The sequence below is a fragment of the Mesorhizobium sp. M1E.F.Ca.ET.041.01.1.1 genome, assembly GCF_003997355.1.
GTDB lineage: Bacteria > Pseudomonadota > Alphaproteobacteria > Rhizobiales > Rhizobiaceae > Mesorhizobium.
In genome coordinates this window covers 1-15,647 of sequence record NZ_RZSL01000095.1, presented here as the reverse complement: position 1 = coordinate 15,647, position 15,647 = coordinate 1, and the positions used below count along the sequence as shown (strand labels likewise).

The following is a 15,647-nucleotide window of genomic DNA, read 5'->3' as shown; positions in this document are numbered from 1 at the left end:
CGTCAGCACACGCTAGGTCACTATCGAGACCAGTTCGAACCGCTCGCCAAGCAATAGCAACTGCTCTGTGCTCCGGTCACATGCCGGTATCGAGATCGAGTTGTCCTGCGGGGGGCGTTCCATGTCGGCGGAACAGATCTAATAGGCGTCTGCCGCTTGCTGCTGCGCATCCAATTCCGCCATCTCGATGCCCATTTCGACAAAGGCGGAGAGAACGGCAAAACGGTCCGCCAGCGATACCCGCGCCAGCCCGGCCAGGATTCCCGCGCTGACGGCATGGGCGGCTGGAAATCCGGCCGCCGCCTGGTCGATGGCCTGACCGCCGTCGCGCCAGCCAGCCGCCAGGGCGATCCAGGAAACGGGCGTTGCCGGCGGCACCTCCACGGCCTGGGCGACCGCCGCGCGATGGTCGGGGTTGCCGGGTTCGCCCACCCAGTCGTGGACAAGCGCCAGCAATTCGAGGTCGTTGTCGCCGAGGAGCTCCGCAAGGTTGCTCAGGCACTCATGCGCCCACCAGACTCCGGCCCGCTCGGGCAGCAGATAAGCACAGAATGTGATTGCCTCTTCGGGGACGCGCCCGGCCAGCAGGGCGCGGCAAAACTCGATCGAGGGCTGGTCGGTGGGAGTGGCCTTCATATCACGAGCGATGGCAGGGCAAGCGCCGAAAAGATCCCGCGCCGTCCTGAACCGGAGCCTGTTGGCCATGGCTGCCCGCCCTCACTAGGAATAGAGGTACTGAAACCCCGGCGGGGGCGCTGGTCAAGCCTCAAACGTAGCAGACGCAGGCCGCTCTCAGCGTGTGTTTGTTCACAGACAGCCGCCGCGAAATTTGATATGGTTCACAATAGCGAAATCCGCTCAAACAGGGAGTAATGGTCATGCGGTGGGCCAGTTCAGCCTTTGCATTGGCGGCCGTGCTTTTTTCGACGCACGTTTCCGCTGATCCGCTTCAGAAATCGGAAGACATCGTGAAGTTCTTCGCCGGCCAGGGCAAACTCGGCGCGTCGCGCGGGATTTGCGTCGGCACCGAGGAGGAGTGCAAGAGCAAGAACGAAAAGAGCGCGGCTCCCAACAAGACCGGGCTCGACATGATGATCAATTTCGCCCTGGATTCCGCCCAGCTCGACCAGACCGCGCGCACCGAACTCGACGAGTTCGCCAAGGCACTGAGGGACAACCGGCTGAGCACGTTCAGCTTCGTCGTCGAAGGCCACACCGATGCTTCCGGCTCGGATCGCTACAATCAGGACCTGTCGCAAAGAAGGGCGCAATCGGTGGCCGCTTTCCTGACGGCGAACGGGGTTCAGGCTACCCGGCTCGAAGCGATCGGCGTGGGTAAATCGCACCCGCGCGTCGCCAACCCTTACGATCCGGTCAACCGCCGGGTGGAGATGCGGATCAGGACGGAATAGAGGCGCCGGCACAAGTCACCGCTCGGTACACTGCGATCGACGGGAGCCCAGCCACGACAGGCGGGGCTCCCGTTTTCATCAGGGCTTGTTGAGCACGCCGCCCACCGCGACACCGGTGCCGAAGATCAGCGCCTTGGTCAGGAAGTCGTTGTTGTCGTTCGGGGGCGGGCCATCCTCACGAACAACGGTGTCGCTGTTGCGCCTCCGCTGGACAAGCTGCTGTTTCCTGCGCGGCTTCTCGGCCACTGGCTTCAGCGTGCGGGTCTTCTGCACCACCGGCTTCTTCGGCGGCGTGATGCGCGCCTGATCGGCGGCATTCTTGGCGCGTATAGCATCCATCATCGGGTCGGTCTGGATCGTCAGGAACGCCAGTTGCGCGCGTGTCAGATAGGTGGTCTGCGGCAGACCGTTCTTGCCCTGCCAGACGCCGATCGCCTGGCGCGTCTTCGGACCGATATTGCCGTCGACCTGGCCGAGTTCGTTGCCAAGGGCTTCGATACGAAGCTGCAGGTCGATGCGGCCGTTCCGGTCGAGCCCGATTGCGCCTTCCGTCTGCTCGGTGCCTGGTGTCTGCTTCATCTCGTCGGTGATGCCGACGGAGGTGCGCACGGCCGAGCCGGCATTGGCCTCATTCGTATCGAGGGCCGCGACCTGCTTGCTGCCCGCCTTCGGGTCCTTCAGCTGATCGATGTTGAGCTTGGCCACCGTGGCGAAGCGCCCGTTCGGAAATTGTTCAAGATAGGCTTCGTAGAACGGGATGGCATTCTTCTTCGAAGCCTCGTCCCAGAGGCGCTGCTCGACTTCCCAGGAAGGCGGTTCGCTGGCCACCGGAGCGGGCGCAGGCGCCGCCGTCGTCTTGGCTGCGTCGGCGACGGGTGCCGCGACAGGCGCGGCCTCTACCGCCTGCTTGCCGAGGAAAACCTCGCGCCCCAGCGATGCATTGTGCCAGGGCCGCTGCCGGCCTTGCGTGGCTTCCGTCACCTCGCCGCGCACACGCGTCAAGGCGCTCTGGATCTCCACGCCGGGTTCGGTCAGGTGCTTGGCCAGAGCCAGCGAATAAGGGCTGTCGACGCCGTTGCCGTCGAAGGCGATCGCGCCGGGATCTGTCGCGTAGGCGATGAGCACGCCGCCCGTGCCGACGCCGTCGGCCTTCGCTTCGACCGGCGCAAGGCCGGCGCCGAGCGAGCGGCTCTTCGGCAATGAGGCAGCCAGCGTTCTTGCCAGCGGATTGTCGCGGCAGGCGTCGAGGATGATGACGCCGACGGCCGGGTCGGGCGGCAACGCCGCCATGAACTCGTCGATCTGCACCGTGCGGGTCTTGAGGTAGGCCGGCGACGTCAATTCGGCATCGACCGGGATCAGGTAGTTCTTCCCGTCGACCTGCATGCCGTGGCCAGCATAGAAGATGACGGCGAGGTCGGCATTGTAGGATTCCTCGGTGAACCGGCTGATCAGGCTGTGCATGCCTTGATTGTCCTGGTCGACGCCTTCGATCACGTCGAAGCCGGCATTGCGCAGCGTCGAGGCGATGAGCTGCGCGTCGTTGGCGGGATTCGGCAAAGGCACGGCATTGACATATTTGCTGTTGCCGATGACCAGCGCGACGCGCTTGGCGTCGTGCGCGGCGGCCTGGGCGCCGAACGCGGCGAGGAAAAACAGGATAAATGCACTCACAAGGACGGCAAACGGTTTCATGGATCAGCCCTCCGCCCCTCAGGGGCGCTATCGATGTCTGCACATGCTGAATTCCGCTGGCGACAAAGTCGCTTCTGCCAAAAATGGCTCTTGAGCGTATGTGATCCCGGCCACAGTTTTGGTTCACAAAAAAGTTTGCAACCAGTGGCTAATTTATCATTGGCGGCATCGAAAACCAATCTGCCCGGCGGTTGGCCGCGGCCTCTCCTGGTTCGAAAGCCGGGGTTAACCAGGTTCAAGCGTATTTTGAATCGAACCGATCAGCGCCGTTATTGCCTGCTTGTATTTTTCGAACTCCGGCGATGTCTGCCGGATTTGGGTCGTGGTCGTCTGCTGGCCTTGATCGGACGCCACGCGGGTCACCTTCTGACCCATCTTGCGTTCAGCCCAGTCGACGACGTAGCTGGCGGTCTTGCCGGTGAGGAACGGGTTGGCCTGGATGACGGCCGCTCCGAGGACCGCGTTCAATTGCGCAGAGCCCGGCGCCGCCAGCACCTGTGCCGCGCCTTCCATGCCCAGGAAATGGCAGAGATAGAGGCGCCCGGCGGTAATCTGGTGGCCGCGGGCGCGAAGATAGGCTTCGCCTTCTCGCGCCAGGTTGCGCACCATCTCGCGCGACAGCGTGGCGTCGTAGCGAAGCGCGAGCAGGTCCGCAGTCGACAGCGAGCGGGCAAGGTCGGGGCGATAGGTGTTCATCATCCGGATCCAGGTCTTGGTGATGAACTGTCCGGCGCCGGTCGCCGAGGACAGCGGGTTCTTGGCGCGCGCGCTGCCGCCGCTTTCGACATGGACGATGCGGTCGGTCAGCGTCTCGACGGCGGTATCGCCGGAACCACCGGACGCATAGGCGGCAACCGTGGTGACCGTCCCCAGCGGATCGATCGCCTCGCCGCTCTGGTAGAGCTCGAAATGAAGATGCGGGCCGGTCGAAAGCCCCGTGGTGCCGATATAGCCGATGACGTCGCCGGCCTTCACCTTGGTGCCGACGCCGCTCGCGATGGCGAATTTCTGCATATGCGCGTAGCGCGTCTCGCGCCCGTTGGCATGGGTGATCTTCACCAGATTGCCATAGCCGCCGCCGTCGCCCTGGAAGGAGATCTCGCCGTCGAAGGCGGCCATGATCGGCGTGCCGACCGGAGCAGCCCAGTCGACGCCTTTGTGGATACGAACGGTGCCGAGGATCGGGTGCTTGCGCGGGCCGAAGGTCGAGGTCATCACCCCATTGACCGGCGTGACCATGCCGTTGGTGACGGTCAGCGAACGAACCTCGTCATTGCCCGTGACGCACGCATACTGCCCGTCGCTCTGCTGGAAGACGAAACAGTCGAGGCTCTTCTCTGTGCCTTGAACGCCGACATAGAGGACCCGCCCGGAGATCTCGCCCTGGCCGCGCGGCGTCTGCGAGTAGATCAGCACCAGCTGCTGGTCCTCGCTGGCGAAGGCGTCGAGATCCTGTCCTCGCGACAGATACATGATCGCTTCGCCGATGACGCTGGTCGGAACCTTGTTGCGCGCGGCCGTCGAATAGATCGCATCGAGCAGGCGGTACTGCCGCTTGAGCCCGCCTTCGTCGGACGTGCCTGAATAGTTGAACAGGTCCTCGCGCACCCACGGGTCGACGCCCGACACGAAGGCTCCCGCGGCATTGCGCGTCAGCGTGCCGACATAGACGTTCCTGGCATAGATCGAGACCTGCATGAGCGACATGGTCGTCGTCTCGCGGCTTGGCCTGAATCCGCGCATCGCGACGACATAGCCCGCCTCTAGGCTGTCGCGGTTGAACAGCGCCTTCAGCGCTTCGCCCGCGAGCTTGGCGTCGTCGGCGGAGAAATGCGCGTCGGCGACGACACTGTCGAGGCTGCGGTCGTTGAGGATCTTCACGAACGTGTCTCCGGTCGCCTCGAAGCGCTGGTACTCGCTGGTGACGGTCGCAACCGTCGTGTTGTTCTCGATCGCGGTCTTCTTGAAGGCGGGAAGGGCGGCCTCGCCCTGGTCGATGGTCTCTCCCCAGCCGGCCTCCGGGTCGTCGGCATCCGCCTTGGGCGGCGAACCGGCAGGGGCCTCGCTCTCGTCAGGCGCCGGCTGAAGGTCGTTCTCCAGATCGCCTTGCTGGTCGTCCGCTGCGGCCGGAGCGGGCGGGGCGGCTTGCTGATCGTCAGGTGCCGTCGCCGGAGATTTCGGAGCGGTCTGCCGCTGCGCCTGGAAAAAGGCGAAATCCTCCTGCGTCGACGGAATCGTCGTCATGAATTTTTCGCTAGCGCTCAGCATCACGTCGGAGAGGATTTCGATCTGCGGCGAGGCTCCGGAACTGTCGAGATCGGCCGGGCGCGCGACCGTTTGGCCCTTGGTCGCGGTTTCCGCGTCGGGCGCCAGCGTGATCCACATCGGGTCTCCGGCGAGGTCGATGATGGCCGGCACATAGACCAAGGCGTCGGGCGGGACGTCCACCATGCCCTCGACAGGATGCAGTTCCTCGTCCTCGTCGCCGAACGACCAGTAGTTCTTGGTAAGGTAGAAGCCCGTCGCTGCTGAAGCGACGACGAGCGCCGCGACACCGGAAAGAACCCAGCGCCAGAGCGTGCGCCGGCGCTCGGCCAGGCGCGCCTGCTTCTTCAATTTGAAGCTGGTGTCGATGCTGTGCGTCACGGGCTGTTTCCGGTCAGGAAATACGTCCAGCGCACCTGCTCCTGCGTATCGACCTCGACGAAGCGCGCGGCGATATGGCCGCGCTGCCAGCATTCGTCGATGCCGCGTATCGAAAAGCGGCGCCGGTCGATGCACATCTCGATTGATCCGTTGAGGATCGCATGGCCGAAGACGTCCGTCGCGTAGATGTAGATGTAGCGGTTGGCCAGTTCCTCGCGGATGACGTTGACGCACTGGTTGGCGCCGATCGTCCACCAGCCGTCCGTCTGGTCGGCATCATCGACCTTCTGCCCGACGGCGAGGTTGACGACATCGAGCGTCTGGTTGCAGACGGTGAATTCCGCATGCGCCCTGCTGGTCGCAAAGATCGAGAGCGCCGCGCCGACAAGCGCGGCTAGCCATATGCGGTCACGCAGAGTGAGCCAACCACGGTTCCTGCGTAGCGGTGGCTGGAACAATGAATGCGGGCGGCGGAGTTCCATCGGCGTCCATGCCTATCCGCCAAGCCGGAAATATTTGGCGGTGGCGGAGAACTGCGCGCCGTCGGTCCCTATCTCCTCGAGGATCTTTGGCAACAGCTCCGAAGCCGGCGTCGGCCTCGAGAACATAGCGGCCTGGATGTCCCGTGGGCCGGTGATCGCCAGCATGATCTGCGGCACGGCCTTGCCGGCCGCCTTGTCGGCGGCGCCGAGGCCGATCGGGATGTTGAACGTCGCCTTGCCCGGTTGCGCCACCATGCGGTCGTCGAGGTTGAACGCGATGCCCTTGTGGTCGATCAGCATCACGTTGGAGATCAGCCCGCCCCGAGTCGCCAGCGTGCCGCTGATCGGCGAGCCGTCCGGCACGGACATCCGGTCGAGAACGAGCTGCGGCTTTTCCGCCCCGCTCCGGTCGAGGAAACGCAGGAACCTGGTCACCTCGCATTGCGGCTGGTCGATGAGGCGAACGCTTATGTCCGGCTCGAGATGGAACTTCGACTGGAAATCGTTGAGCATCTGCTCGAAAGGCTGCACCGCGGTTCCAAAACCCTCGATCGCCGCGGCGCTGTCCGTTGCCGATGTCAGGCTCGCGTAGAAACAATCACCGCCGCTGAAGTCGCGCACCCAGGAGGCGCGCTGCGCCGATGCCGTCGGCGGAATTCCCGGTTTGGGCAGGTTGATGGCGACGTCCGTATTCTGAGGTTCCTTGGTGCCAGGCTGCGGCAATGGTGCCGGTTGTGCCGATGCGCCCGGTGTTTCCGGTTGGCTGACCGCTTCGGGCACCTTCGGCTGGCCGGCAGGCGGCGCCTGTGCCTGGTTTTCCGCAGGCGAGGGAGCCTTCGGCTTGGGCAGCTTGGACAGCGCGTCTATGAGGTCCGAAGCGCTGGGCTTTGTCGCCGGCGGCTTTGCTTCCTGTGCCGCGGTGTTTTCCCCTTCCGCCTGGCTCGGTCCCGACGCCTTGGCCGTTGGCGGCTCGCCGGCTGGCGGCGCCGGCTTCTGATTTTCCGCTGCCTTGGGCGCGGGAGCGGGCGTCGGCAATTTCTCGGTTGGCGGCTGTGCCGGTTTGGCCTCCGCGGGCTGCGGGGCTTGCGCCTGATTGTTGTTGGCCGGGTTCTCCGGCAGCGCAGGCGACGTCTTTTGAGCGGGCTCTTGGACCTCCGCTGCCGGTGGCGCCTCGGGGCCAGGGGTCGGCACGGGAGTTTCGGCAGATTGTGCCGGTTTCTGGTCGGCCGCTGCATCCGCCTGTTGTTGGACGGTTTTGTCTTCCGGTTGCGGCAGGGCGGGAGCGACAGGCTTCGCCGGCTCGATGGTGGCAGAGCTGTCAGGTTTCGTTGCTTCCGGCTGCGCCTCGGCTGGCACCGGCGGCTTAGGCTTCGAAGCATCCGCAACAGGCTTTGGCGCCGGCTTCGGCGCGAGAGGCGTGAGCTTTTCGGTCGCCGGCGGCTGAGGCGACATGACGCCGCTGAAATAGAGCCCGGCGCTCGCCACGATAGCCAACGCCGCCACCGCGCCTATGGCGATGGCCGGAGTCCTCCCAGCCTTTTTCTGCACTGCAGCCGTGGCGGCCCTCGGCGGAGCCACCGCCGGCGAAGGTCGTGGCTCCGACAGATGCGCCGGCCGCACATGCGGAACGAAGCGTTGTTCGCCGGGAACGGCCGAAGCCTGGAACCCGGCGTCCGGCGCCGCGGTCCATCCGGCGCGCGGCAGGCCCGATCGCTCGCGCGGACCAAAGGCTGCAGGCGGCGGCAACGTCGCGTCGAGATCCTCGTCGCGCGTTGCCCTGGCGATCTCGGCCATGCTGGCAGGCCGGTCTTGAGGATCCGGCTGCAGCATCGCTTCGATGAGCGCGCGGAAATCGGGGTCGATATCCGACAGATCCGGCACGGTCCGGCGCTTTTCGACGACCTCGAACTGCGAGCCGCTCATGTCGAGCGGCTTTCCGCGCAGCGCGGCGGCCAGCACCAGTCCGAGACTGTAGATATCCGACTGCTCGCTGACCTCGCCGCCGAAGAGGCCGAGCTGTTCGGGCGAGACGTAGTTGTATTTGCCGGCGAACTTTCCGCCGATCAGCGTCTCGCCGCCGACATTCGCCGAGCGCGCTATGCCGAAGTCGATGATCTTGGCGCGCTCGACCCGGCCGCCGGGCAGGATGATGTTGTCGGGAGAGAGATCGCGGTGGACCGCGCCGGCCTGATGCACCGCGCTCAGGCCCGAGGCGAGGCGGTGGCAGAGCCTGCGCACATCCGGCGTCGGCATCGGGCCGCGCCGCATGACGTCGAACAGCGACTGGCCGTCCACGAATTCCATCGCCAGGTAGGGGCGGCCGATCCCCGGATCGATGGTGAAGACGTGATATCGCACGACCGCGTCGTGCGACAGGTGGTTGAGGATCGACGCCTCCTTGCGGAACAAGGACAGGATCGTCTGGTCGCGGGCGAATTCGGGCAGCACGATCTTGATCGCGACATGATCGCCGGTCTGGATGTTGTGGCCGCGATAGACCTCCCCCATGCCGCCGGACGCGATTCGCTCGTCGAGTTCGTAAATACCGCTAAGCTGCGTGCCGACGCCCGCATAGGCGAGGTTCGGCGAAATCCGCGTCTTGTCGTCGTCACTCATTTCACTCGGTTCCCGTTCCGGGCCGATCCGATTGGAGCGGTCCGTTGCGCCCACCGCCGATCCTCACCAGCACGATGGTGACGTTGTCCGTTCCACCACGCTGAAGCACCGTTTCCAGCAGCTTCTCGCATGCCGCCTGCGGTGGCGCGGAGTTGACCGCCGCCTCGATTTCGGCGTCGGCGACATGCGCGGTGAGCCCGTCGGTGTTCAGGACGAAAACATCGCCGGGCATCAGCTCGCCTTGCTGGAAATCGATCTCGAGCTCATCGCTCACTCCGACGGCATGCGTGATCACGTTGCGGCGCGGCCAGGTGAGCGCTTCTTCGGCGCTGATCATGCCGCGGTCGAGAAGCTCCTGGACTTCGGTATGGTCCCGCGAAATCTGCGAGATCGTGCCGTCGCGGACCAGATAGATCCGGCTGTCGCCGGCCCACAGGCCCGCGAACCGCCCGTCCATCGCCAGAAGGGCGGCGAATGTCGAGCCGATGGTGATGCCGCGCGATCGCGCAATGCCGCGGATCTCGGCATTGGCGCGGCTCAGCCGGTCCTCGAAGCGCGCGCGAAGGTCCGGCGCAGAGCTCGCGATGCCGATCGTCGCCAGATGGTCGACGATGCTGGCCGACGCGACTTCTCCGGCCTCATGGCCACCCATTCCGTCGGCCACCACCCAAAGCCCGGTTCGCGGCTCGACGAGATAATTGTCCTCATTGTGGTCGCGCACGCAACCCTTGTGGCTTACGGCGAAGCTCTCGATGGGAAGGGCGACAGTGCTCAATTTGTCACCAAGCGCTTCGCGAGCGTCCTCTGCGACGAACCGTGGGCCGCGTGCCCAGGCCACTCTGCCACAAGCGCGTACATTAGAGTACCGAAATGAAGGCTGGAGCCAGCCCGGGTCGGGAGCGATCTGGGCAACCATGACAGCGCCATCTCAAAACGCCTTCGGGCAGCTGAAGGCCGACAAGGCCGGAAGCTGGAAGGGATTGGCCCCCGACCCGATCTCCATCTTGTAGGCCACGTCGCGCCCGCCGATCACGAAGCGCGCTTCGGTGTCGCCGCCATCGCCGGTGACGGTCGCCTTGTCCAGCAGGCGCTTCAATGCCCATGGTCCCTCGAACTTGAGGGCGGACTCGCGGCCCGGCATTTCGGGTGCCAGGCTGAGGCTCGCGGACGCGGAAGCCGCGCCGTTCGGCCATGTCACCGTGCTCGGCGCGTTGCCCGCCTGGGCGCTCTCGACGGTCTGCCCGTCGATATTGAGCACCGCGCTGTCGACCTCGCTGTTCACCGAGACAGGCGTCACGGTGATCGAGATCGACGGCGCCGAACCGCCGGAAGGAAAGAAGGCGCTGCGGATCTCCGCCGCCGACTGGAACGCCTTCAAGGTCGACTTGGCGAGGTCGCGGCCGGCGCGGGCATCCTGCTTCCAGGTCCAGTCCTGGCCCGTCATGTCGATCAACGGCGCAAGGTTCTGCGCGAAGAACCGGTCCATCAGGCCGCCTGGCGCGAACAGCTTGGCGAAATCGGCGATAGAGATTTCCTCCGTGCTGTCGCTCGCAAAGGGATAGTGGCCATTGACCGCCTCCTCGCAGGGGCGTGTGACCGTCTCGTCGAGCGTCTGGTTGAGGTTGGCCACCGAGGTCTCCGCGACATTGCCCTCGAACTCGTCCGCGGCCGCATTGACCATGCGCGCGAGTTGCTTCGGCAGGCGCGAGACATTGGCGCGCAGCGTCGAGATCTGCAGCTTCAGGTTCGCGTTGACCCGCTCCGTCTGCGCAGGGACGTCCGCGGCAAGCTTCACGCCCTGGTAGATATCGTGGAAATTCTGCGTCAGCGCATCGAGCGGGCGACGTCCGGCGGAACCGCTCACCAGCGCCTGGAAGGGCCTGAACTGCGCTTCCACGGTGGCGCCGGCGTTCTGCGTGGCGGACGAGCTTGTGCCGGCGCGGCTCTGCGACTTGCCGCCGGCGATCTGCAGACCGATGCGGGCCAGGCCCTTGGCCATGCCGGCCGGATCCTGCTGAGCCGTGCCGGCGTTGTCCTCGGAGGCGGCGTTGTCCTTCGTCAACGCTGTTTCATCGGCGATCGCCGTGAACAGCCGGTCCAGCGGCGAGTCCGGCGAGGCGGCGGCGGAGAGCGCGATGTATTGCGGCTTGTCCTTCAGCATCGCCTTGAATTTCAACTGGTCGAGCGCGCCGTTCCAGGCGGAAGCGAATTCCTTGCCGTAGCGATCGATGAGTTCGGGGCCGAGCTTGGGCAGGTCCTGGTCGATGCCGCCCTGCTCGCCGCCGCCGCCGAGAACCCATTGGTCATCGACCAGCATCTGCGCGATGCGCGAGAGCTGCGGCAGGTAGAAGCGGTTGAAGCCGGCCCGGGTGTAGAGGCCGGGAACGTCAAGGTCGGAGAGCTCGCTGCCATCCATGCGTTCGAACAGAAGCTGCGATTCCGGGCCGGCTTTCGCGGCAAGGGAAAAGTCCTCGAGCCTCGCCGCGTAGACCGCCGACTTGATCAGCGCCGAAGCGCGGTCGGCGAGGCTCATGCGTCCGAGCGAGCGCTGCGCCGCCTCGACCAGCGGCTGGTTGAGCTCGAAGACCGGGTCATAGGCGTCGTCGAGCGTGAGCATGGCGCGCAGATGCTTTTCGAGCTGCGCGCGGCCCTCGCGGTTGTTCTCGCCTGGATAGCGGTTCTCCTCCCAGTCCTGCTTCATCCAGGAGACGATCAGCTCGTCGTCGACCTTAGGCGCCTTGCCGCCCAGCATCAGATAGATCTTCAGCGGCTCGTAGAGCGCGATCGGATCGGCCATCTTGGCTTGAATCGTCCGCTCCGCCTGAACCAGGAGCCGGGAGCGGAAGCTTCGCTCCAGCGCCTGCCGGTAGGCTGTTTTGGACGCCGACAGAAGTCTCCCTCGCTGGCTGAGCCCGAAACTCTCCTCGACCGGCTTCGTTTGGGCGGCGGTCTCGAATCCGGCCGGGAGGTTGCGCAACTGGTCGAGCGGGCCGATGACGTTCTCCAGATCGACATCGGTCACGGTCGTGCTCTTGAGCAAGGAATCCGCGCTCTGGCGGTATTGCGCCATCGCCTGCCTGGTGGAGTCGATCAGCGACCGGTTGGCGGTGAAGCTGAAACCAAGCACACCGAGCGCCGCCAAAGCCGCCAGCGCGATCACGGCGAGGCCGCCAAATCTGGCAACCCTGGCGCGCCGCTCCGCAGCCCTGTCGAAGGAGACCCAGCCTGCCTCCGGAAAGATCACTTTCGCCAGCAGATCGTGCAGGAAGAAGCTCTTGCCGGTCCCGGAAAGATGCGCTTGGGACGTGCTGCCGAAACTGCGGCCGATCGCGCCCAGCACCTGATCGATGGGCGTTCCTTCCTGCGTGCCCGAGGAGAAATAAAGCCCGCGCAGGCTGACATTGACCTGGCTGCGGGACGGATCGAACAAGCTGCTGACGAAACGCACGACGCGGGCTCTCAGTGCCCCGAACTGCGCCGGAAAGCCGAAGATCGCGATGCGCGCCACCGGGTCGGTCTCATCCTGCAGGCGGTCGGCGATCCCGCCCGCCAGTTGACTGGCCAGCGCGTCGAATTCGGCCGGGGCCTCGCCGGTCATGTTCTTGTTGCGGTCGGTGGTCTGGAAGGTCGCGCCCCACACTTTCTGCCGACGGGCTTCATCGAAATCGCCGAAATAGTCCATGAAGCCGGCGACGAGGTCCGCCTTGGTGAAGAGCAGGTAGACCGGGAACTGGATCTTCAGTGTCTCGTGCAACTCGCGCAGGCGGCTCCTTATCTCGGTGACATGCGCGTCGAGCTGCTGGTCGTCGAGGCCGACGAGATCGGCAAGGCTGATGGCGAGGATCACGCCGTTGATCGGCTGGCTTGTGCGGTATTTCTTCAAAAGTCCCAGGAAGGCGAGCCAGCTTGCCTTGTCGCGCTTGGCGTCAGACTCCTGCGTCGTATAACGGCCGGCGGTATCGATCAGCAAGGCATCGTCGGTAAACCACCAGTCGCAGGACCGCGTGCCGCCGACGCCGGCCACCGGCTGGGCGCTGCCGGAACCGGCCAGCGGGAACTTCAACCCCGAATTGACCAGCGCCGTCGTCTTGCCGGCTCCCGGCGGGCCGATGATGATGTACCAGGGGATCTCATAGAGGAAGGTGCGCTTGCCGCTCGACTGCTTCAGCGTCGCGATGGCCTCGCTCATGCGCGCCTCGAGCACCTGTCCATCGTCGTTCCGGTCGTCGCTGTGCACGATGGCTGTTTCGAGCGCCTTTTGCGCCTTGCGCCCTTGCCACAGGCGAATGCCGTAGAACAATGCGAGCACAGCAACCGTCACGCCAATGATCGTCGCCCTGAGCCAGACAGGCTCGAGGGGCCTTGTATCGGCGAAGCGGATGAGCGGCCCGGCATACCAGACCGCCGCCGAGAAACCGGCGAGCGCCAGCAGGCTGAATATCCTGAGCACCCAGCGCATCAATGCCGCTCCCCGCCGCGCCCGCTCACAGCGTCTCCTCCTTCGGGATCATCACGTCGACGCGGCGGTTTTTCGCGCGGCCGTCCGGCGTCGCATTGTCGGCGATCGGTTCGTCCTCGCCCTTGCCGTCGACCGCTATCCGTGACGGATCCTTGAGCTCTTTCGCCATCATCGTCTGGACGGCCTTGGCGCGGGCGACGGAAAGATCGAAGTTGGACTTGAACTGGCTCGACTTCTTCGGCTTCACATTGTCGGTGTGACCGACGATCCGGATCGGCCCGGGCTCGGCATCGAGGGCCGTGGCAATGTCGGCCGCGATGGGCTGAAACTGGTCCTTCAGCTCGGCTTGGCCGGACGCGAACAAAAGCTGGTTGTTGACCTCCACGACGATGAAATCGCCCTTCGTGCCGACCGTCAGTCCGCCGACGGCGATCTCCTTGGCTAAAGCTGCGCGGATGCGGTCGATCTGGGTGGTGTCGGGAACAGCAGGCGGCGGCGGTGCGGCCTCCGCGGGTTTGGCGATTGGCGCGACGCTGGCGCGCTCGATGGTGACCGGTGTCGAAGGAGTGAGCGCCAGCAATTCGCCGGCGGTGACGTCGCCTTCATCGGTGATGAGGACGCGCAATGCGAAGAACGCCGCCGTCACCAGCGTCGCGGCGGCGGCCGCGATGGCCCACAGCGGCAGCCGCGCCCTTGGCTTTGGCATCGTCGCCGCCATGCCTTGCCAGTGGGGCGAGATGTCGTCGCCTTCACCCGGCCTGAAGTAGCGGATCGTGTCGTAGACGTCGCGCCGGACGCGTTCGAGTGTGTCCCGTTGGCCGGTCCGCCCGCGATACTGGCCTTCGAACCCGAGCGACAGGCAGGCATGCATCAACTCGAGCAGGTCGTGATGCCCCTCCGGGCTGCCCAGGATCTTGTTCAGCGCCTCGTAGAAACCGGCACCGGTGGGCTTCGTATGGAAGAACTGCAATACGAGACTGTGCGGGCCCCAGGCGTCGTCCTTTGGCCAGGGCAGGTTGCCGACGAGATCGTCGGCGGTCTCGCAAAGGGCGAATTTCGCGATTCTGCTATCCTCCTCGGCAATGCCGGCTCTCGCCATCTCCCGGTCGAACGTCCCGATCGCCTCGGCGATATGCTCCGCCAAGGAAGGCGCCTGCCTTTCGACCGGCATCAGCCGCAACTGGCCGAACAGCATCAGCAGGGGCGCCGCCGCGGCGAGAATTGGATTGGCCGTGGTGTATTTCACGCCGTCCGTGGCGTCGAGCAGCATCTCCTGTTGCAGCGCCGGCACGGATGCCGCAGGCGCCGCCGCATCGGGAGCGGCGCCTTGATGGATCACGGTTCCGGACGACCAGCCGGTCGGCATTCGCCGGCCGACGCCGGGATCGAATACTGTCGATTCCCGGGGAGGTGTCGGAGCTTGCCTAACGCCGCCCGGGTTCTCGGGAACCGCGGGCGACCGTTGCCTTGGCCGCGGCGCACGGATGACCGTCTTGTCCGCCGGCACGGAGGGATCGTCCTTCGAGCTCATCGGCGGTCCACCGTCGGGGTGCAGCGAACAGGTCGAGGAAAGAGGCCGGCTGAGCCCTTTTTATACCGAGATTTGGCGGCGGGCCGGATGGAAAGGCTCATCTCGCCGAAACATGACATTGCTGCACACGCCCCAAGTCACGCCGCTTTGCCCGCCAGGCAAGCTTCCGTGCGTTATCCTAATCGCACAGGCAGCTGATTGAAATCGGGCAGCCTATTGAAATCGGAAGGCAGGATGCTCGAAGCAGCGGTTTCTTCTGTGAGACCCGTCACATAGCGCCGGGCCCGGCTTCACGGACCGGCCAGCTACTTCTGCTTGCCGGCCTTGGCGTAGGCTTCGCTGAAATAGGCCAGGAAGACGTCGAGCATGCCGTTTTCGTGCTTCTCTTCCATCGTTCGCCAGGTGGCGACCAGGGCGTCCCATGCCTGGCTTTTCTTGGATGAAAAGGAGGCCGGCGGCAGTTTCCTGGCGATCGCCTCGGGCGACAGGTCGTCGAGCAGCCTGGAGAGCGCGGCCTGCATGGCGGCGTAGGTGGCGAATTCGTGGGTCTTGAGGTCCCGGAAAGCGTCCTCGACGCTGTGCGTGGCGTCGAGATAGCCGGCGCGGCGTTTGGCGAACATGATCTCCAGTATGTCGTCGGTGCCGGGAACGAATTTCAGCGGGTTGTTGTTTTCGGCGCCGATCATCGTGCGGTTCGCGCTCTTGGCCAGTACCTTGGCCGCCGCGCGTGCCTTGAGCAGCAGCGACAACTGCTCGACCGTGGTTCTGAGCACGGCGCCGATCTCGGCGGCCACCTCATGCGGATC

Annotated in this window: 10 protein-coding genes; 1 reads left to right on the top strand and 9 read right to left on the bottom strand. The window is 65.1% G+C overall.

The annotated features are described in order from the left end of the window. Positions 1–138 precede the first annotated feature (138 nt). The gene (locus EOA38_RS10895) at positions 139–705 is read right to left on the bottom strand and encodes a hypothetical protein (RefSeq protein WP_127299190.1); all 567 of its coding nucleotides are present in this window, start codon (positions 703–705) and stop codon (positions 139–141) included. Positions 706–878: 173 nt separating this feature from the next. Here EOA38_RS10895 and EOA38_RS10890 point away from each other — a divergent pair, with 173 nt between their 5' ends. After that, positions 879–1,412: an OmpA family protein gene (locus EOA38_RS10890; protein ID WP_189350272.1), complete on the top strand. Its 534-nt coding sequence runs from the start codon at positions 879–881 to the stop codon at positions 1,410–1,412. A 78-nt stretch (positions 1,413–1,490) separates the two neighbouring features. Here the strand turns inward: EOA38_RS10890 and EOA38_RS10885 are convergent, their stop codons facing one another. The 8 genes from EOA38_RS10885 to tagH form a co-directional block, all read right to left on the bottom strand. Continuing rightward, complete coding sequence (locus EOA38_RS10885; RefSeq protein WP_127299189.1) at positions 1,491–3,107, bottom strand: caspase family protein; 1,617 nt, start codon at positions 3,105–3,107, stop codon at positions 1,491–1,493. 225 nt (positions 3,108–3,332) lie between these two features. Next, positions 3,333–5,753, bottom strand: coding sequence for a M23 family metallopeptidase (locus tag EOA38_RS10880; RefSeq protein WP_127299188.1), 2,421 nt, complete (start codon positions 5,751–5,753; stop codon positions 3,333–3,335). Continuing rightward, the gene (locus EOA38_RS10875; protein ID WP_127299187.1) at positions 5,750–6,235 is read right to left on the bottom strand and encodes a DUF1036 domain-containing protein; all 486 of its coding nucleotides are present in this window, start codon (positions 6,233–6,235) and stop codon (positions 5,750–5,752) included. Before EOA38_RS10875 ends, EOA38_RS10880 begins: the two co-directional genes overlap by 4 nt. 12 nt (positions 6,236–6,247) lie before the next feature. After that, positions 6,248–8,851, bottom strand: a complete 2,604-nt coding sequence (locus EOA38_RS10870) for a serine/threonine-protein kinase (protein ID WP_127299186.1) — start codon at positions 8,849–8,851, stop codon at positions 6,248–6,250. A gap of 1 nt (position 8,852) precedes the next feature. Then, positions 8,853–9,626, bottom strand: a complete 774-nt coding sequence (locus EOA38_RS10865) for a protein phosphatase 2C domain-containing protein (RefSeq protein WP_127299185.1) — start codon at positions 9,624–9,626, stop codon at positions 8,853–8,855. A gap of 153 nt (positions 9,627–9,779) precedes the next feature. Further along, entirely contained in the window at positions 9,780–13,310 is a 3,531-nt protein-coding gene (gene tssM, locus EOA38_RS10860) for a type VI secretion system membrane subunit TssM (protein ID WP_189434592.1), read from the bottom strand. A 25-nt stretch (positions 13,311–13,335) separates the two neighbouring features. Then, complete coding sequence (tssL, locus tag EOA38_RS10855) at positions 13,336–14,841, bottom strand: type VI secretion system protein TssL, long form (RefSeq protein ID WP_126095522.1); 1,506 nt, start codon at positions 14,839–14,841, stop codon at positions 13,336–13,338. A 305-nt stretch (positions 14,842–15,146) separates the two neighbouring features. Then, positions 15,147–15,647, bottom strand: a 501-nt coding sequence (gene tagH, locus EOA38_RS10850) for a type VI secretion system-associated FHA domain protein TagH (protein WP_127299183.1), incomplete at its 5' end; no start/stop codon positions are given.